The sequence below is a fragment of the Roseibium sp. genome, assembly GCF_039982295.1.
In the GTDB taxonomy this organism is placed as follows: Bacteria; Pseudomonadota; Alphaproteobacteria; order Rhizobiales; family Stappiaceae; genus Roseibium.
In genome coordinates this window covers 1-17,600 of record NZ_JBDWYP010000067.1, presented here as the reverse complement: position 1 = coordinate 17,600, position 17,600 = coordinate 1, and the positions used below count along the sequence as shown (strand labels likewise).

Below are 17,600 nucleotides of genomic sequence, written 5' to 3'. Positions count from 1 at the left end.
AAAACGGCGGCCCCACCCAGGACCGCCGCCGCATGTGTCAAGAATACTGCCAGGGCAGCTTACTTCATTTCAACCATGACTTCGAAGCCGTCAGCGCCAACTTCGAACAGGGCGTAGGTGCCTGGAACGTCTCCAGCGGCATCAAAGTTATGATCGCCTGCAGCGCCCTTGTAGTCGATGGCCGTTCCTGCTGCGATCAGCTTCTTGGCCTTTTCCCACTCGCCCGGCAGGATCGCTTCGCCTTCACCATTGGAGATCTCGCGAAGTGCTGCGGAAACGCCCGCCTTGTCCCCGCCAGCTTTTTCCACGGCGAGAGCCAGCAAGAAGGCAGCGTCGTAGGATGTGGTCACAAAGATCGCATCAGGATCGCCACCAGCCGCCTTGTAGGCGTCGTTAAAGATGTCCAGGGAATCGGACTTTTCACCAACCGGAGACGACGCGACAAAGGTCGCCAGGTTTTCTGCGCCCAGTTCATTGATCGGGGCGTCTGACTTCATGCCATCGCCGCCAACGAACTTTTCGAAGAAGCCATTTTCGAGTGCCTGACGCAGGATGGTCAGGCCGGTGCCATCGCCGTAGTCGAAGATGACCAGCGTGTCGGCACCGCCGGAAGACAGTTCCGCGAGGTTGGAACGGTAGGACGCCTTGCCGTCTTCATGAGCTGCAAAGCCCGCGATTTCGCCGCCCTGCGCTTCAAACTCGGCTTTGAAAGCATTGGCCAGACCGGTGCCGTAGTCATTGTTGATGTAGGCAACAGCGACCTTGTCGTAGCCCTTCTCCTTGAGCGTGCGAGCAAGTGCACGGCCCTGATAATCATCGGACGGCACCGTGCGGAAGACCGTGTCCTTGTCGTCAAGGCCGGTGATTTCCGGGGACGTGCCCGACGGGGTCACAACGGTGATACCGGCCGGGATGGTGACCGAACCGGCTGCAGCCAGAACAGCGCCGGAGCAATGCGGGCCGACGATGGCGGAGACGCCTTCGATGTTGACCGCCTTGGTGGCTGCGTCCGTGCCGCCCTGCGGGTTACAGGCACTGTCGCCAACCACGCCAACAAGCTTCTCGCCGTCGAGAATACCGCCCTGCTCGTTGACCTGCTGGAAAGCAAGCTGAGCTGCCGAGACCATGGACGGTGCCATTGCCGCGATCGGGCCGGAAACGCCGCCGATCAGGCCAATCTTGACGTCTGCCTTGGCAGGAGCACCAGCCAGGGCTGTCGCGGCCAGAAGACCGCCTGCGATTGCGATGAACTTCGACTTCATTGGTACTTACCTCCACGTAGGACCAGGCATTTGCCTGGCAATTCCCCTTATTTGACGGCGCCGTCATCCGCTCGCGTGTCGCCGCGCAGCGGCTCTGGCAAAATTCCCTCCGGGCGAAACCGCAGAACCAGCTGCAGCATCAGACCAATCAGGAACAGACGGATGTATTTCGCCTTGACCGCATATTCATGCGGAAGTTGATCAGTTGCAATCTCTGAAACCGACCAAATGATCCAGACCACCGCAGCTCCGAGGATCGCGCCCTTGTTGTTTCCCGATCCGCCAAGGATCAGCATGATCCAGACGAGGAAGGTCGCGACCATGGGATCAATGGCCTCTGGTGTGATTGAACGATTGAAGTGGGCGAACAACGCACCGCCAAGGCCCATGAGAGCCGCACCGAAGATGAATGCCTCCAGCCGGCGGTACTCGACGTTTTTGCCCATGGCACGCGCCGCAAGTTCATTGTCGCGAATGGCGCGCATCATACGGCCCCAGGGCGCGTTGAACTGGCGTTGAACCATAAGGTAGGCCACGATCAGAACCGCTACGACAATGGCCAGGTAGGCCAGCTGGGACTGCACATAGGGCAGATCACCAAATGGCCGCGGTATGTTCGTGATTCCGCGCGCTCCGTTGGTCAAAACCTCTTCCGACTTGATGACCAGACGGATGATCTCGGCGACGCCAATGGTGGCGATGGCCAGATAGTCGGAACGGAAACGCAGGCAGATCTTCCCGATCGGCCAGGCAATCAGGGCTGCAGCCACCATCGCGCCGAACCAGCCGACAAAGAACGGCAGCTCAAAACCGCCCAGACGGCCATCAGCCGCCGGGCTTGTCAGGATCGCCGAGGTATAGGCGCCAACGGCAAAAAAGCCTGCAATCCCGGCATTGAAGAGACCGGCAAAACCCCACTGGATGTTAAGCCCCAGAGCGAGCAGCGCGTAGATCCCGATGAAGATGCCCATGAAAAGGGCGTAGTTGGCAAGACCGATGAGTTCCATGTCTCTCCCCTCCCCTCAGAGCACTTTGCCGCGCAGCAGCCCCGTCGGGCGCACCAGCAACATGAACAGCAATATCACGAAGGCCATGGCCGCCTTGTACTCGCTCGGCAAAACCAGAACCGATAGTTCCTCGGCAATGCCCACAATCAGGCCGCCGAGCACAGCGCCTTCGACACGGCCGACCCCGCCCAGGATCGCCGCGGCAAACATCGGCAGCAACATGTGCCACCCCATCATGGACTTGAGCTCGGTATTGATGCCCAGGAACACACCCGCAGCCGCACAAAGGCCGCCTGCAATGATCCAGGTGAGCATGACCACCTTCTTGTTGTCGATCCCCGACAAAAGCGCCAGGTTCGGGTTGTCGGACATGGCCCGCATGGCCTTGCCCCACTTGGATTTTGCCAGGAAGAGCTGAAGCACGCCAACGAGGCCGATCATGAAGACAAGCGTGTAGATCTCGCGGTCCTTGATCCTGAGACCGAAATAGTTCTCAGGACGGACGATCCCGCGGACATAGCTTTCGCTGTCAACGCCCCAGACAACCTGGACGACAGACCGAACCATCAGAGCAATGCCCAGAGAAGCCATCACCGTGACGATTTTGGGCCGTTCCCGCAGATGCTCGTAGAAGGCCTTGTCGATGCCGACCGCAACGGCGGCGGTCCCGATCATCGCGACCGGCAGCGCCACCAGAGGCGGCAGACCAAGCGCAGTGACAACCGCCAGAGCCAGAAATGCGCCCAGCGTGGCCAGATCACCGTGGGCCAGATGGGCGTATCGCAAGATCGCGAAAACCAGCGTGATGCCGACCGCGCCCAGCGCGTAGATCGACCCAAGGACAACGCCGGGAATGACGTAGAAATTGATAAGCTCAAGAAAACCCATATCTAATCCTTACCCGCCCTCATCCACCGAGGAACATCTCGGCGACCTCGCGGTCGGCAAGGAGATCTGCGCCTGTGCCCTCATGCCGGTTCTGGCCGGATGCGAGGACATAGCCGCGATCGGCGAAGGCCAGCGCCTGTTTGGCGTGCTGTTCGACCAGCAAGATCGCGACACCCGTGCTGCGCACATCCCGGCAAATCTGAAAGATCTGCTCCATGTAGCGCGGTGACAGACCAGCAGTCGGCTCATCGAGAAGCAAAAGCTTGGGGTCCAGCATCAACGCCCTGCCCATGGCCACCATCTGGCGCTGTCCGCCCGACAAACTGCCGGCCAGCGTTTTTCTGCGTTCCTTCAGATCCGGGAACAGCTCATAAACGCGGTCATAGGCAGCGGAAAGGTCTCCCTTTTTCAAAAAGGCACCCATTTCCAGGTTTTCATGGATCGACATCTCCCGGAAGATATTGTCGACCTGCGGTACATAGCAGATGCCGCGCTGAACAATTCGGTTCGGCGCCCACTTGGTAATGTTGTCGCCATCGAAGACAATTGATCCACCGCGTACATTCAAGAGCCCGAAAACAGCCTTCATGGCAGTGGATTTACCCGCACCGTTCGGCCCGACGATGACGACGATTTCCTCCGGGTCCACATGCATGGACACCTCTTGAAGGATATTCGCATCGCCGTATCCGCCCGTCACGGCATCCAGCGTCAGAAGCGCGCTCATGCCTCCTCTCCCGCAGTCTCGCCGAGATAGGCCCCAAGAACGCGCACGTCGGACCGCACCGTCTGGAAGTCGCCCTGGATCAACACCGCACCTTCCGCCATGCAGATGACCGGATCGCAGAGCTTCTCAATCATTTCCATGTCGTGCTCAATCAGGATGAACGTGTAGCCACGCTCCTTGTTGAGGATCTGGATCTTCTCCTCAAGCTTTCTGAGGAGCGTCCTGTTGACCCCGGCTGCCGGTTCATCAAGCAAAACCAGTTTTGCGTCGGTCATCATCGTGCGGCCGAGTTCCAGGAGCTTCTTCTGACCGCCGGACAGATTGCCCGCGCGCTGATGCGCCACATGGGTCAGTTCCAGGAACTCAAGGGTGTCATAGGCCTTTTGCTCGACCTCGGTCTCGCTTGCCCTGACCTTGCCCCAGGATAACCAGTTGGCGAACAAGCCCTCACCGATCTGGGCAGGAGGCACCATCATCAGGTTCTCGAGCGCCGTCAAACGGTGAAACTCGTGAGGAATTTGGAAGGTTCTGACCAGTCCCTTGTGAAACAGCGCATCGCTGGACAGGCCGGTGACATCCTCCCCCAGAAAGCGGATCGTGCCACTGGTCGGCACGAGAGCGCCTGCGATCAGATTAAAGAGCGTCGTCTTGCCCGCGCCATTTGGCCCGATCAGCGCAGTGATACTGCCCTCATCGACCCGAAAGGAACATCCATTCACGGCCCTGAAGCCGCTGAAGTCCATCACGAGCTGGTCCAGTTCCAGCATTTAGGCTCCTCGTCGCCGACGTTCTCCGTTTCCGGATGCGGCGATCTTGTTTTTGCCCCAAGGCCGGCAACCGCCAGCCTCCCTTTGGTCTCAGCTTTCGCCGAAATTCCGATTTCGCCTCAGCACCGCCCGCACAGGCGCTGCATCAAGACCTTCTAGCTTCATCGGCAACGCAATCAACTCATAATCCCCAGGTTCAACCTCGGACAGCGCCAAATTCTCCAGAATTCTAAGATCCCTGGTGCGCGCGACCTGATGAGACGGCAGATCCTTCGACGTGTCCGGATCGACCGACGGCACATCGACCCCCACGAGCCTTACCCCAGACTCGGCCAGAAGCTCCATCGTCTCAGGCGCGAGGGTACGGAACCCGATGGGCCAGACCATGGGGTCGATGCAATCGTGAAGGCGCAAAAGCACACGGGCGGGAATGCCCTCCATCTGGCAGGCAATCTCATCTGGCTGGCACAACGGTCCGCTGCCGCGCGCATCGATCACCCGCGCAGGGCCGATGAAGTCGTCCAAGGCCAGCTCATCGATTGACTTACCTTCTGCATCATAGTGCAGGGGAGCATCCGCATGAGCGCCACAATGAGTGGAGATGGAAATCTCGGTCACATTGACAGGACATTCAGGACCAATGGCGAAGGTTTGCGCAACCCTGCAGGGCGCATCGCCCGGAAACACCGCCATGCCAGTGCGAACCGGCGGCGTGATGTCAATCAACTTGCTCAAAGGAAATTCCACAAGACTCACAACTGCAGACAGAGAAGCACATTCAACGCCTGAGGCAAACAGATTGCTCGGCGAACGCTGACGAACATGGCCTCCGGGTTCGCCTCACGTCACTTTCCGCCGCATCCTGAATTCATCCATGTCCCACATTCGTGTCTTCAGGATTTTTTCCAGAACATCGACGGCGCGCGAGACATCGGCGTGCGAAAGATACAGCGGCGTGAAGCCAAAACGAACGATGTCCGGCGCGCGAAAGTCACCGATGACGCCATTGGCGATCAATGCCTGCATGAGCGCATAGCCTTCTGCGAAGCGGAACGAGACCTGACTTCCGCGAAGCTTTGCGTCCCGCGGACTGACCAATTCCATCTCGGGGCAGCGCTCCTCGACCTGCGCAATGAAGTGGTCGCAAAGGGAAACGGATTTTTGGCGGACGACCTCCATGTCGACCTCCTCGAAAACGTCGAGGGCCGCATCAAGCGCAGACAGGGACAGGACGGGCGGAGTACCCACGCGCATCCGGCCAATTCCCTCGGCCGGTCGATAATCAAGATCAAAGGCAAAGGGAGCATCATGCCCCATCCAGCCGGTCAGCGCGGGTCGAACATCACCCTGATGGCGGGGCGCGACATAAAGAAATGCCGGGGCTCCGGGACCACCATTCAGATACTTGTAGCCGCAGCCAATGGCGAAGTCTGCTTTAGACCCACTCAGATCGACCGGGAACGCACCTGCTGAATGAGCCAGATCCCAGATCGCAAGAGCACCTGCGGCATGAGCTTTTTCGGTCAAAGCCTTCATGTCATGACGGCGGCCGGTCTTGTAGTCGACCTCCGTCAACATCAGCACGGCCAAGTCTTCCGTGATGGCATCTGCCACGTCCTCCGGGGACACGATCCGAAGTTCATGATCTTTCCCCAGGAGATCAGCAACGCCCTTGGCCATATAGAGATCCGTCGGGAAGTTGCCATTGTCAGACAGGATCACCTTCCGGCCCGGACGAAGCGCGAGTGCTGCGGACACGACCTTGAAGACGTTGATCGTGGTGCTGTCGCAGGCAACGACCGCGTCCCGCTCCGCACCAACAAGTCGTCCAATGCGATTGCCTACTTTCTGAGGAAGATCGATCCAGTCATGCTCGTTCCAGCCGCGAATGAGGCTTTCGCCCCATTGCTTTTCAACCACATGCTGCATGCGTTCGGGCACATGCGCTGGCAGAACGCCCAGTGAATTGCCGTCGAGATAGATCACGCCGCCTGGAAGGCTGAAGGCATCACGTTTGGCTGCAAGAGGGTCATTTTCATCGAGCGGATGCAGATGAGACATCTTGTTTTCCGGCTTTCTTTATTACGGGCAAGGCTATCAGGGATATCTACCAAAACGGTAACAAGGCGCGTGACGAAGCTCAAGCAATTATATATAATCAGTCATATCTGATATTTTCGAATGCTTGTAGACCATGTCTCAAACCAACGATGCCTATGCCGTCCTGCGCCGCTCCATTCTTGATTGTGAGTTCGCACCAGACAGTCCGCTGGTCATCTCCAGCCTCAAGGCCCGTTTCGGCCTTGGCTGGACACCCTTGCGCGAGGCCCTGCCGCGACTGGAAGCGGAGCAACTCGTTCGTTTCGAACCCAACAAAGGCTACCGCGTTGCCCCTGCGACCATCGCCGGACTGAAGGACTTGCAAGTTGCACGAACGACCGTGGAAACGACTTTGCTTGCGCAGTCCATCGAGCGCGGTGACGACGGCTGGGAAGCGGAACTGGTCGGTGCTCACCATCTCCTGGCCCATACGACCGCGCCAACTGCCGGCGCTGTGACACCCGAGAGCCTTGCCTGGGAATCCCGGCACAAGGGGTTTCACCAGGCGTTGCTGGCAGCAGCGGACGCGCCCTGGCTCGAGCAGCTGGCGCGCCAGACGACAGACCAGCTTCACCGCCACCATAGATTTATGCTGAATGGACCGGATGTGATCGCTCGCTTGAAGGGCACATCGGGAAAGGCGCTGCGGCAGACATTTGCGCGTACTCTCGGACTGTCACACCACACGCAGTTGATGGACGCCGCAATCGCGAGAGACGTTTCGGCTGCCGTGGCTCTGCTTGAAGAGCATGTCGGTTTCTCACTTGCAGTCTACGAAGCACTTTGGCCCGAGATGGAGAACGACCACAGGCAGACTATCTAGCGGGACATCCCGAAATCAACTGCGACGGCAAGGTTCCCAGAAACGACATTTGCGAAATATTGAAGGTCGCAAGGATGACGTCAGCCCAAATCCACGCCATGATGAGATAAATCGCAGCGCACGTGCTGCATCACACGTTCAAACTGCCAGATAGAGCATAATGTTCATCAGCGTTTTCGATATCTTCAAAATCGGCATCGGTCCTTCAAGCTCACATACCGTCGGACCAATGGTTGCCGTCTCCAAGTATCTGGATCGCCTGAAAGGCATCCCGGGGCTAAGCGACCGGGAAGACCTCCGCATTTCTGTCACGCTGCATGGCTCCCTTGCCTTCACCGGAAAGGGCCACGCGACGGATCAGGCTGTTTGCCTGGGATTTCTGGGCGCACGCCCGGACACCCTCGATCCGGATGCCGTCGACACGATGATGACGGCCTTGAGACATGAGAAGTCCATCTCACCGGATGGTCTGCCGGGCATGGCTTTTGATCCGGAAAACGATGTCATCTTCGACTATGGCCCGCCGCTGCCGCTTCACTCAAACGCAATGACCTTCAAGCTGCAAGACAGCGATGGAAAGGCAGTTGATCAGTTCGTCTACTATTCGATCGGCGGCGGTTTTGTCGTCACCGAAGCAGAGCTGAGCAACACGCGGAACACACGTGATGAACTGACACCGCAAGACGTGCCTTATCCGTTTGCGTCTGCAACCCAAATGCTGGAGATGGGCCGCAAAGAAGAACGCAGCATCGCCGAGATGAAGCTCGCCAATGAGTGCGCCGAGCTGTCCCAGGCAGAAGTGGAAGCGAAGATCGACGGCATCTGGTCGGCGATGGACTCCTGTATCAACCGTGGGATCAATGGCGGAGGAATCCTGCCTGGCGGATTGAAGGTGAAGCGCCGCGCCGGTGAGATCTATCAAAAGCTCATTCGTGAAGGACGCAGCAATCCGCCTTTCGAACACACGGTGATGGATTGGCTTGGCGTCTACGCCATGGCGGTCAACGAAGAGAACGCCGGCGGTGGCCGGGTTGTCACAGCGCCGACGAATGGGGCCGCAGGCGTCATTCCGGCAGTCACGCGCTACTATCTCGATCACTGCCCTGATGCGGATAACGAAGGTATCCGTACCTTCCTGCTTACGGCAGCCGCCATCGGCGGCATCATCAAGACAAATGCCTCTATCTCGGGCGCCGAAGTTGGCTGCCAGGGTGAAGTCGGGTCTGCCTCCGCCATGGCCGCAGCAGGTCTTTGCGCTGCCCTCGGCGGCACGAATGAGCAGATTGAAAATGCTGCAGAGATTGCCCTGGAGCATCATCTCGGCATGACCTGCGACCCGATTGCGGGTCTGGTTCAGGTGCCTTGCATTGAGCGCAATGCCCTCGGGGCCGTCAAGGCGGTCACTGCCGCATCGCTTGCGCTTCGCGGAGACGGCAGCCATTTCGTTCCCCTTGATGGCTGCATTGAGACCATGCGCCAGACCGGACTCGACATGAGTGATCAATATAAGGAGACTTCCACGGGAGGCCTTGCGGTCAATATCGTGGAGTGTTGAGAGCTTATGCCGATTGAAATTACGCCGATCTACGCTGGCGTCCTTGCACTGCTCTACGTTTTTTTGAGCGCAAGGGTCATTGAACTGCGTCGGCGGCTCTGGATCAGCGTCGGAGACAAGGGAAACCAGCAGCTTCTGCGCCGGCAAAGAGTGCATGGGAATTTCGCCGAATACGTCCCCATGTGCCTCATTCTCATGATCGGCCTTGAGCTCATGCTCGCGCCAGTCTGGCTTGTTCACGGATTGGGGGCGATGCTACTCATCGGCCGTGCTCTGCATGCATATGGCATCGGGCGTGAACCGGAGTCCCTGACCCTGCGCACCATAGGCATGGTGCTGACATTTTCGGCCCTCGTCATCGGCGGCCTCGCCAGCATCATACAGGCGTTTCTGATGGCCGATTTCGCCGGTTAGTCAAGCAAGAAACAGGATCGTCAAACCTGCTGCAAGCGGGTCTTGTGAGCGTGTGCAATATGGTGTCTTGCAGCGATGTCGGCCGCCTTGCTGTCGCCCGCGGCAATGGCGTCTACAATGGCAGAATGCTCCTCGACCGCGATCTCCCGACGCTCGGGCGTGTCCAGCGTCGTGCCTGCCATGAGGATAAGAGACAGGCGCAGATGATCGATCTGATCGACGAGATAGCGATTGTGCGAGGCGAGACACAAGCGCCGGTGAAATTCGCGGTTTGACCGCACGAGACTGTCCTCGTCGGCAATGCGTTGACGGTCGGCGGCGACGAGATCCTGCAGAATTTCGATTTCAGGCTTCGAGGCGTGTTTCGCTGCGAGGCCTGCAGCCGTCCCTTCAAGAACTTCGCGCATGAAATAGACTTCGTTGATCTGGCTATGATCGAGCGTCGGGATGACCATGCCGCGGTTCGGCTCATGGACCGCAAGGCCCTGCGCCTCCAAACGCTTCAGTCCCTCCCGGATCGGTGTGCGGGAAACGCCAAACTCTTCGGCCAGATCGGCTTCGCGCAGACGATCACCAGGTTTGAGCACCCGCTCCTCGATCAGACTGATCAGCCGCTGATAGATTTCCGAACCATTCATGGCCAAAGGTCATAGCTCATTTTCAGCGACTTATCAGCTCTTTCTGCAAGGAGCCCCACCTGGTGCAGACACAAGCCCTGGCAGCGAAGCTTCTGCTGGAGCAGGCCGACGTCCATTTGCCCCAGATCCAGGCCGCGTTTGGCCACGAGTGAGCGTTTGCCGTTCAACGAAGGGGTAGATAGAGCCGCCCACCCACGACCGGAGCACAGGCACCAGTGGTCTCCGGGAAGCTCGTCGGCAGGCCCGCTTCGAGACGCGCACCGAGGAAGGCCATTGCCTGCGCCTCCAGGGCATCTCCGTCAAAGCCGTATTCTTCCGTCGGTACGACCTTGCCATCCAGCTGCTCCGCCAACATATTCATAAGCGTTAGATTGTGCCGGCCGCCGCCGCACACCAACCAAAGACGCGGCTTGCTCGGACAGAGTTTTTCCGCGCGCGCGACCGCCGCCACGGTAAAGGCCGCAAGACTGGCGGCACCATCTTCCAGTGAAATTCCTTCCGGAAGGTCGGGTGCAAACGCATTGCGGTCTAGCGATTTGGGCCCCGGCTTGGCGAAAAACGGATGTTCCAACGCCTTGGCAAGCCATGGGCTGTCCACTGCGCCTTTGGCAGAGATTTCCCCGCCCGGATCGAAATCTCCAGCCTGATGCTGCCGAACCCAATCGTCGAGAAGCGCGTTGCCCGGTCCGATATCGAAAGCGAGGATCTCAGCGCCGTCGACATATGTCAGGTTGGAAACGCCGCCGATGTTCAAAAAACAAAGCGGCTGGGGAAGTTCCAGAGACAGAGCCTGATGATAGACTGGCACCAACGGCGCTCCCTCGCCGCCAGCAACCATGTCGGCCAGACGCAGGTCGCCGACAACCGCTGTGCCCAGCTCAGTGGCCAGAGCCTGCGGATCCCCCAGTTGGACGGTTTCGCCATGTTCAGGATCGTGCCAGACGGTCTGCCCATGAAACGCGACCAGATCAGGAGCCAACTTCTGCGCAGTACAAAATGCGTCGATGGCTTCAGCATGATCCCGCGTTACCAGCCGTGCGACCTCTGGCCAAGTGGAACGGTCTTCCGGTCCACCTGCGATCGCATCCAGTACTGCCGCACGGGTTTCATAGGCATAGAGAACCGTTGATGACGGCCCGAAATGGCTCACCGCGCGGCCGTCAGTCCCGATCTCGGCCATGTCGATGCCATCAGCGGATGTTCCGCTGATGGTGCCGACGACAGACCACATGGTCAGAGTGCCTTTGCGATCGTTTCGATGCCAGCTTCCGCGATATCAAACATGTCGTTGACCTGCTTCTCGGAGATGATCAGCGGCGGGCAGAAGGCCAGGGAATCGCCCATGTTGCGGGAAATCAGGCCACCTTCATGAAAGGCCATGTTCGTACGGGCGCCCAGAACGCCCGGTGTCTTCGACATCTCGTCATGATGAAGCTCGACAGCACCGATCAGCCCGATACCACGGCTTTCAACGGCAAGCGGATGCTCTGAAAGCGCATGCAACCGCTTCAGGAACGTTGGGCTGATGTCACGCACATGCCCCACCAGATCCCGTTCCTCAATGATCTTGAGGTTTTCCAGCGCGACCGCGGCGGCAACCGGATGCCCACTTGCTGTGTAGCCATGGCCCCATACGCCGATCTTGTGACTTTCATCGGCCACCGGACCGTAGACCTTCTCATTCACCAGCAGCGCCGACATCGGCAGGTAGGAAGAAGACAGTGCCTTGGACAGGGTCATGATGTCCGGCTCAAGCTTGAAGGTCTCCGTGCCAAACATGTTGCCGGTTCGGCCAAATCCGCAGATGACTTCGTCGGCCACGAAGAGGATATCGTACTTCTTCAGGATCGGCTGAACCGCTTCCCAGTACCCTTCAGGCGGGATGACAACGCCGCCGGCGCCCATGACCGGCTCAGCGAAAAACGCTGCGATTGTTTCGGGGCCCTCGGCCAGGATCATGTCTTCCAGATCCTGCGCGCATCGTTTGGCGAAGTCCTGCTCGCTCTCGCCGTCCTTCTTCATGGAGCGATAATGCGGACTGGACGTGTGCAAGATGTTTTCGATTGGCAGATCGAAAGACCTGTGGTTGTTCGGCAGTCCCGTCAGGCTCGCAGACGCGATGGTCACACCGTGATAGCCGCGAACGCGGGAAATGATCTTTTTGCGCTCGGGCTTGCCCAGTGCGTTGGAGCGATACCAGATCAGCTTGATGGCCGTGTCGTTGGCCTCGGAGCCGGAATTGGTGAAATAAGCCTTGGACATTGGCACGGGCGCCATCGCCACCAGCTTCTCGGCCAGTTCAACAGAAGGACCGTGCGTTTTTCCCGTAAACGTATGATAATAAGGCAGCTTTTCCATCTGCCGGGCCGCAGCTTCCACCAGGCGCTTTTCACCGAACCCGACAGCAACGCTCCAGAGGCCAGCCATGCCTTCGATGTAGCGCTTGCCGTTGTTGTCTTCGACGAAGATGCCGTCGCCCTTCTCGATCACCAGCGGGCCATTTTCCTCGTGCTTGCGTGCATCCATGTAAGAATGAAGCTGAAAGGCGACATCACGCGCTTCAATGGAGTTCGGCAGCTGGTTCATAGTACACCTCAAAGACAGGAATGTGCCGGCAAGATCGCCGGGTATGACAGAAGGTCCAAGGCAGGTGAGGCTCGTGATTGAAATCGTGGCGAGGGTCACGTCTGACGCTTGGAAATCGACAAATCAGAAATGAGCCTACGCTTCCTTTTTCGATTTTTCACGCTGAAAAACAAAGAAAATTTGCCACAGGGTCGGAAACACGATTCTGATGTGATGAAGATGGTATAGACAGACCGTAAAATCGTGTTTTTTGCAGCATCATCGGGCCAAGACGGCATCATCGATTTTGGGAGACAAAGATCATGGTCGGCACACCACCTGTATGCAATTTCGGCTGGAAAGCTCCGGACTTCACATTGCCCGCAACCGATGGCCGGACCTTAAGCCTCACCGACATCAGGGGGGCGCGCGGAACGCTGGTGATGTTCATCTGCAATCACTGTCCCTATGTGATCGGAATTCGTGACCGCATCGTTCGCGATGCCGGAGAACTGTTGAAACAGGGTATCGGGGTGGCCGCCATCAGCTCGAACGATGCAACGACCTACCCGGCCGACGGCTTTGACAAGATGCGCGAACTGGCCGAGGCCGAGAACTTCCCTTTTCCCTATCTATATGACGAGGACCAGTCAGTCGCACGCGGCTATGGCGCTGCCTGCACGCCGGACTTTTTCGGCTTCAATGCAGACCTTGGCCTTCAATATCGCGGCCGCCTCGATGCCGCCCGCATGGGACAGGATCCAACCGGCGCACCTCGTGACCTTTTCAACGCCATGATACAGATCGCAGACACAGGCGACGGACCCAAGGACCAGATCCCGTCCATGGGCTGCAGCATCAAATGGAAAGACAAGAATTGACCTCACACGTGGAACAGGCAGATCTTTGGCCCCGTGCCATTCTCTTTGACCTTGACGGAACGCTGATCGATTCCGTCCCTGACATTGCCACTTCGGTGAATCTGCTGCTGGTTAGCGAAGGCCTGGTTCCCCTGACTGTGCATGAGGTCAGGAGCATGATTGGCCACGGCATCGCCAAACTCGTCAAGCGAGCGTTCAAGGCACGGGACATAGCGCTGGAAGGCGCGCGCCATGTTGCGATGACCGAGAGAATGATGGACATCTACAAGGATCATCTAACGGATCAGACTGTCCTTCTCTCTGGCACTGAAGACATTCTTCGCCACTATCAAGGCACCGGATGCCGCGTTGCCATTGTCACCAACAAGCCTGAAGGTTTCTCCCGCGAGATTCTCGACCACTTCGAGCTCAGTGCGATGATCGACTGCGTTGTCGGCGGGGATACCGGGCCAGAACGCAAACCTGCCCCGGACATGCTTTTACATGCGCTGAAGCAGATGAAGGTCCCAGCATCAGACGCACTGATGGTCGGGGACAGCCCTGCTGATATCGACGCTGCGAGGGCTGCTGGTATAAAATCGATCGCGGTCCACGGCGGCTACACCCCCGTTCCCGCAAGCGAATTGGGTGCGGACATCACGATCAAAGACCTGAATGAGTTGCCAGACGCAATTGCGCAGCTGAAACACTAACGGCCTCAGTATTAGATGCTGCATGGATCCTGCACCGTCCGGTTCGCAAGGCGCGGACCCAGGTCAAATTTTGATGCACTTTCGATGCTGAGCCTTGGCCTGCCCACTGTAGTCCAGCCTCTGATCATGACACATTTGGTCTTCCGGGGACCCTGCCTGTAAGGGCCACTAGTGGAGGTAGACATGTCTTTGCAGATGAACCGAGAGGTTTTCATCACCTGTGCTGTAACGGGCTCCGGGACGACGCAGGACAAGTCACCCCATGTCCCGCGCAGTCCGCAACAAATCGCTGACAGCGCCATTGACGCTGCGAAGGCTGGGGCTGCGGTGGTCCATTGCCACGTGCGCGATCCTGAGACCGGCGCGCCCTCACGCAGTTTCGATCTTTACCGCGAAGTGACCGATTTGATCCGCGCCGCGGATGTCGACGTGGTCCTGAACCTGACAGCAGGCATGGGCGGCGATATTGTATTCGGCTCATCCGAAGCGCCCTTCCCTGTCAACAAGACGGCCACTGACATGATCGGCGCCACGGAGCGCATGGCGCATGTTCGCGAATGCCTACCGGAGATCTGTACGCTGGACTGCGGCACCATGAACTTTGCCGAGGCGGACTACGTCATGACCAACACCCCGGGCATGCTGCGAGCCATGGGGTCGATGATGACAAGGCTTGACGTGAAGCCGGAGATCGAAGCCTTCGACACAGGCCATTTGTGGCTCGCCAAACAACTGGTGAGTGAAGGCACGCTCGCCTCACCTGCGCTCGTCCAATTGTGTATGGGCGTGCCGTGGGGGGCGCCAAACGACCTCAATACGCTCATGGCAATGGTCAATGCGATCCCGGAAGACTGGACCTGGTCGGCTTTCAGCCTCGGCCGGGACCAGATGCCCTACGCGGCAGCCGCAGTTTTGGCGGGCGGAAACGTCCGCGTTGGACTGGAAGACAATCTGTTTCTCGAAAAGGGTGTGCTTGCAACCAATGCGCAGCTGATCGAAAAAGCGGTCAATGTGATTGAGGGCATGGGCGCGAGGATCATTGGTCCGGAGGCTGTGCGGCAAAAGCTTGGCTTGACGAAGAGGGCACCAAGATGAAGGCGACGATTGTTGGTGGCGGTGTGATCGGCGGCGGATGGGCCGCGCGATTTCTTCTGAACGGCTGGGATGTGGCGGTCTTCGACACGGGTCAGGACGTACGACGAAAGATTGATGAAGTCATTGCCAACGCCCGTCGCAGCTTGCCAGCGCTTTATGACAAGGCCCTTCCCGACGAAGGAACGCTCAGCTTTCACGATGACCTGGCCGCCGCCGTTGCAAATGCGGATTGGGTCCAGGAGAGTATTCCGGAAAAGCTGGACCAGAAACACGACGTGCTTGGCAGGCTTTCCGAGTTGGCCTCGGAAAAGGCAGTTATCGGCTCCTCGACCTCCGGCTTCAAACCTTCCGAGCTCAACGAAAAAGGCGCCCGCGCAATCGTCGCCCACCCGTTCAACCCGGTCTATCTGCTGCCGCTGGTCGAATTGGTCGGAGAGCCGGTCGCGACACAGCCCGCTGCAGACATTCTGCGCGACATCGGCATGTTTCCTCTGGTTCTGCGCAAGGAAATTGATGCACATATTGCAGACCGCCTTCTGGAGGCCGTCTGGCGGGAAAGCCTCTGGCTGGTCAAGGACGGCGTCGCAACAACAGAAGAAATTGACGAGGCCATCCGCATGGCCTTCGGCATCCGCTGGGCACAAATGGGCTTGTTCGAGACCTATCGCATCGCCGGCGGTGAAGCCGGGATGAAGCACTTCATGGCCCAGTTCGGCCCGGCGTTGCAGTGGCCCTGGACCAAATTGATGGACGTTCCTGAGTTCACAGACGAGCTCGTCGACCTCATTTCCGCGCAGTCCGATACTCAATCCGGCCATCTGTCCATTCGCGAGCTGGAGCGTCTGCGAGACGACAATCTGGTTGGCATGATGCGGGCGCTGAAAAAGACCGGAACCGGTGCAGGCAATGTGATCGCCGCGCACGAGACCGCGCTCAAAAATCCGTCGGCACCAGATTTGCCTGTCACCGCAAAGCGGCAGATCCCACAAAGCTGGACCGACTACAATGGCCACATGAATGAAGCTCATTACCTGGAAGCAGCAGCCGCTGCGACAGATCGCTTCATGGAAATGATTGGGGCGGACGCGGCCTACATCGCGTCGGGCAAAAGCTACTTCACCACAGAAAACCACATCCGGTATCTGGACGAGATGCTGGCCGGCGAACAGCTGACCATCACCACGCAGGTGCTGAAGGGTGAAGGCAAGAAGCTGCACCTTTTTCACATGCTGCACGGGGACAAGGGAACCATCACGGCCACCGCAGAGACCTTCCTGCTGCACGTGGATCTGAACACGCGTTCCAGCTGCATGCCGACAGATGAGGTTCTTGAAAAACTGACAGCCTTTGCCGAGAAACACTGCGACTTGCCAATGCCAGACGGCGCCGGACGCCATGTCGGACAACGAGACTAGGTGTGGGTGCCTCAGCAGTCACCCGATTGCGTCTCTTCGAGGGACTTCCATGAGCGAAGGCGCAGAAATCGGCAAACTGGCCCGTCCGCCAAGCTTGGCTGTGAGTGGCGTAATCAGCATCGTCTGGACTTTTTTGTGCTGGCGTTGGCAATGCCGAAAGCCATATCTTGCGCCGGCGCATGGGACATCTGGAACCCGTATGGTTGGCTGAACGCTGCACCGCCTATGGCCGAATGCATGGCTCTAAATGAATTTGGCTTCTTCCTCGCTGTTGCCTTTGCACCGCTTGCCTTCCTTTGGCTCGCGATCGCGGTTTTCCTCCAATCGGCTGAATTGAAGGAACAGCGGTCTGCGCAGGTTGCTCAGCTAGAGGAAGCGGCGCAGCACCTGGTGCTTTTCCTTGCCGAGCAAGTTACGAAAAGGCGTCGCGAGCTCATCAACAAGGTGCGGCTTAAGCTCTATGACGTGGGCGAACCACAACACCGGGATATCGAAGTGACGTCACTTAGATGAGTTTGATGGGCGCTTCTGCGTCGAAGCTCTGCGCCGTTCTATCTTGACGTGTCGGTGGGTGTTTTCAGTTATGTCGGTTGCCAAATAAAAAACCCGGCACGAGGCCGGGTTTTTTTATTGGTTGCGGGAGCAGGATTTGAACCTGCGACCTTCAGGTTATGAGCCTGACGAGCTACCGGGCTGCTCCATCCCGCGTTAGGTCGGAGGCTTTGTTGAAGAGATATATTTATCTGCGCTTTGCAGGCCTGGCAGCGACCT

At 58.3% G+C, this 17,600-nt stretch carries 18 protein-coding genes and 1 tRNA gene; 8 read left to right on the top strand and 11 right to left on the bottom strand.

Features of this window, described 5'->3' with window-relative positions; all coding sequences use genetic code 11:
• Nucleotides 1–59: 59 nt before the first annotated feature.
• The 7 genes from ABJZ52_RS14805 to kynU form a co-directional block, all read right to left on the bottom strand.
• The gene (locus tag ABJZ52_RS14805) at nt 60–1,262 is read right to left on the bottom strand and encodes an ABC transporter substrate-binding protein (RefSeq protein WP_348189044.1); all 1,203 of its coding nucleotides are present in this window, start codon (nt 1,260–1,262) and stop codon (nt 60–62) included.
• A 47-nt stretch (nt 1,263–1,309) separates the two neighbouring features.
• The gene (locus ABJZ52_RS14800) at nt 1,310–2,269 is read right to left on the bottom strand and encodes a branched-chain amino acid ABC transporter permease (RefSeq protein ID WP_348189042.1); all 960 of its coding nucleotides are present in this window, start codon (nt 2,267–2,269) and stop codon (nt 1,310–1,312) included.
• A gap of 15 nt (nt 2,270–2,284) precedes the next feature.
• Nucleotides 2,285–3,157: a branched-chain amino acid ABC transporter permease gene (locus tag ABJZ52_RS14795; protein ID WP_348189040.1), complete on the bottom strand. Its 873-nt coding sequence runs from the start codon at nt 3,155–3,157 to the stop codon at nt 2,285–2,287.
• A 19-nt stretch (nt 3,158–3,176) separates the two neighbouring features.
• Complete coding sequence (locus ABJZ52_RS14790; RefSeq protein WP_348189038.1) at nt 3,177–3,884, bottom strand: ABC transporter ATP-binding protein; 708 nt, start codon at nt 3,882–3,884, stop codon at nt 3,177–3,179.
• Nucleotides 3,881–4,651 carry an ABC transporter ATP-binding protein gene (locus ABJZ52_RS14785; RefSeq protein WP_348189036.1) on the bottom strand — a complete coding sequence of 257 codons (771 nt, stop codon included), beginning with the start codon at nt 4,649–4,651 and terminating at the stop codon, nt 3,881–3,883. Before ABJZ52_RS14785 ends, ABJZ52_RS14790 begins: the two co-directional genes overlap by 4 nt.
• A 90-nt stretch (nt 4,652–4,741) precedes the next feature.
• Nucleotides 4,742–5,386: an arylformamidase gene (gene kynB, locus ABJZ52_RS14780; protein WP_348189034.1), complete on the bottom strand. Its 645-nt coding sequence runs from the start codon at nt 5,384–5,386 to the stop codon at nt 4,742–4,744.
• 105 nt (nt 5,387–5,491) lie between these two features.
• On the bottom strand, nt 5,492–6,712 hold the full coding sequence (kynU, locus tag ABJZ52_RS14775) for a kynureninase (protein WP_348189032.1): 1,221 nt from the start codon (nt 6,710–6,712) through the stop codon (nt 5,492–5,494).
• 133 nt (nt 6,713–6,845) lie between these two features.
• Between kynU and ABJZ52_RS14770 the strand changes: the two genes are divergently transcribed.
• The 3 genes from ABJZ52_RS14770 to ABJZ52_RS14760 all read left to right on the top strand — a co-directional run bounded on the left by ABJZ52_RS14770 (nt 6,846) and on the right by ABJZ52_RS14760 (nt 9,543).
• Nucleotides 6,846–7,574, top strand: coding sequence for a GntR family transcriptional regulator (locus ABJZ52_RS14770; protein ID WP_348189030.1), 729 nt, complete (start codon nt 6,846–6,848; stop codon nt 7,572–7,574).
• A 160-nt stretch (nt 7,575–7,734) separates the two neighbouring features.
• The gene (locus tag ABJZ52_RS14765; protein ID WP_348189028.1) at nt 7,735–9,129 is read left to right on the top strand and encodes an L-serine ammonia-lyase; all 1,395 of its coding nucleotides are present in this window, start codon (nt 7,735–7,737) and stop codon (nt 9,127–9,129) included.
• 6 nt (nt 9,130–9,135) lie between these two features.
• Nucleotides 9,136–9,543: an MAPEG family protein gene (locus ABJZ52_RS14760; RefSeq protein ID WP_348189027.1), complete on the top strand. Its 408-nt coding sequence runs from the start codon at nt 9,136–9,138 to the stop codon at nt 9,541–9,543.
• A 20-nt stretch (nt 9,544–9,563) separates the two neighbouring features.
• Here the strand turns inward: ABJZ52_RS14760 and ABJZ52_RS14755 are convergent, their stop codons facing one another.
• From ABJZ52_RS14755 to ABJZ52_RS14745, 3 genes are all read right to left on the bottom strand, one after another.
• Nucleotides 9,564–10,181 (bottom strand): GntR family transcriptional regulator, encoded by a 618-nt coding sequence (locus tag ABJZ52_RS14755; protein ID WP_348189025.1) that lies wholly within the window; start codon nt 10,179–10,181, stop codon nt 9,564–9,566.
• A 163-nt stretch (nt 10,182–10,344) separates the two neighbouring features.
• Nucleotides 10,345–11,412 carry an anhydro-N-acetylmuramic acid kinase gene (locus tag ABJZ52_RS14750; protein WP_348189023.1) on the bottom strand — a complete coding sequence of 356 codons (1,068 nt, stop codon included), beginning with the start codon at nt 11,410–11,412 and terminating at the stop codon, nt 10,345–10,347.
• A gap of 2 nt (nt 11,413–11,414) precedes the next feature.
• Nucleotides 11,415–12,767, bottom strand: coding sequence for an aspartate aminotransferase family protein (locus tag ABJZ52_RS14745; protein ID WP_348189074.1), 1,353 nt, complete (start codon nt 12,765–12,767; stop codon nt 11,415–11,417).
• 302 nt (nt 12,768–13,069) lie between these two features.
• Here ABJZ52_RS14745 and ABJZ52_RS14740 point away from each other — a divergent pair, with 302 nt between their 5' ends.
• From ABJZ52_RS14740 to ABJZ52_RS14720, 5 genes are all read left to right on the top strand, one after another.
• Nucleotides 13,070–13,627 (top strand): thioredoxin family protein, encoded by a 558-nt coding sequence (locus ABJZ52_RS14740; RefSeq protein WP_348189021.1) that lies wholly within the window; start codon nt 13,070–13,072, stop codon nt 13,625–13,627.
• A complete protein-coding gene (gene gph / locus ABJZ52_RS14735) occupies nt 13,624–14,319 on the top strand; it encodes a phosphoglycolate phosphatase (protein WP_348189019.1) in 696 nt (231 codons plus the stop codon). Before ABJZ52_RS14740 ends, gph begins: the two co-directional genes overlap by 4 nt.
• A gap of 183 nt (nt 14,320–14,502) precedes the next feature.
• Complete coding sequence (locus ABJZ52_RS14730; protein ID WP_348189017.1) at nt 14,503–15,414, top strand: 3-keto-5-aminohexanoate cleavage protein; 912 nt, start codon at nt 14,503–14,505, stop codon at nt 15,412–15,414.
• On the top strand, nt 15,411–16,829 hold the full coding sequence (locus tag ABJZ52_RS14725) for a carnitine 3-dehydrogenase (RefSeq protein ID WP_348189015.1): 1,419 nt from the start codon (nt 15,411–15,413) through the stop codon (nt 16,827–16,829). Before ABJZ52_RS14730 ends, ABJZ52_RS14725 begins: the two co-directional genes overlap by 4 nt.
• Nucleotides 16,830–16,979: 150 nt before the next feature.
• Entirely contained in the window at nt 16,980–17,342 is a 363-nt protein-coding gene (locus ABJZ52_RS14720) for a hypothetical protein (protein ID WP_348189013.1), read from the top strand.
• A gap of 118 nt (nt 17,343–17,460) precedes the next feature.
• On the opposite strand, the gene ABJZ52_RS14715 is transcribed toward ABJZ52_RS14720, so the two are convergent.
• Nucleotides 17,461–17,537, bottom strand: a tRNA-Met gene (locus tag ABJZ52_RS14715).
• Between the last annotated feature and the right edge of the window lie 63 nt (nt 17,538–17,600).

Coding starts and splice junctions, on each gene's coding strand:
- ABJZ52_RS14770 (WP_348189030.1), top strand. CDS start 6,846: ATGTCTCAAACCAACGATGCCTATGCCGTCCTGCGCCGCTCCATTCTT.
- ABJZ52_RS14760 (WP_348189027.1), top strand. CDS start 9,136: ATGCCGATTGAAATTACGCCGATCTACGCTGGCGTCCTTGCACTGCTC.
- ABJZ52_RS14750 (WP_348189023.1), bottom strand. CDS start 11,412: ATGTGGTCTGTCGTCGGCACCATCAGCGGAACATCCGCTGATGGCATC.
- ABJZ52_RS14740 (WP_348189021.1), top strand. CDS start 13,070: ATGGTCGGCACACCACCTGTATGCAATTTCGGCTGGAAAGCTCCGGAC.
- kynU (WP_348189032.1), bottom strand. CDS start 6,712: ATGTCTCATCTGCATCCGCTCGATGAAAATGACCCTCTTGCAGCCAAA.
- ABJZ52_RS14745 (WP_348189074.1), bottom strand. CDS start 12,767: ATGAACCAGCTGCCGAACTCCATTGAAGCGCGTGATGTCGCCTTTCAG.
- ABJZ52_RS14720 (WP_348189013.1), top strand. CDS start 16,980: ATGCCGAAAGCCATATCTTGCGCCGGCGCATGGGACATCTGGAACCCG.
- ABJZ52_RS14730 (WP_348189017.1), top strand. CDS start 14,503: ATGTCTTTGCAGATGAACCGAGAGGTTTTCATCACCTGTGCTGTAACG.
- ABJZ52_RS14800 (WP_348189042.1), bottom strand. CDS start 2,269: ATGGAACTCATCGGTCTTGCCAACTACGCCCTTTTCATGGGCATCTTC.
- ABJZ52_RS14725 (WP_348189015.1), top strand. CDS start 15,411: ATGAAGGCGACGATTGTTGGTGGCGGTGTGATCGGCGGCGGATGGGCC.
- ABJZ52_RS14795 (WP_348189040.1), bottom strand. CDS start 3,157: ATGGGTTTTCTTGAGCTTATCAATTTCTACGTCATTCCCGGCGTTGTC.
- ABJZ52_RS14755 (WP_348189025.1), bottom strand. CDS start 10,181: ATGAATGGTTCGGAAATCTATCAGCGGCTGATCAGTCTGATCGAGGAG.
- ABJZ52_RS14790 (WP_348189038.1), bottom strand. CDS start 3,884: ATGAGCGCGCTTCTGACGCTGGATGCCGTGACGGGCGGATACGGCGAT.
- ABJZ52_RS14765 (WP_348189028.1), top strand. CDS start 7,735: ATGTTCATCAGCGTTTTCGATATCTTCAAAATCGGCATCGGTCCTTCA.
- ABJZ52_RS14785 (WP_348189036.1), bottom strand. CDS start 4,651: ATGCTGGAACTGGACCAGCTCGTGATGGACTTCAGCGGCTTCAGGGCC.
- ABJZ52_RS14805 (WP_348189044.1), bottom strand. CDS start 1,262: ATGAAGTCGAAGTTCATCGCAATCGCAGGCGGTCTTCTGGCCGCGACA.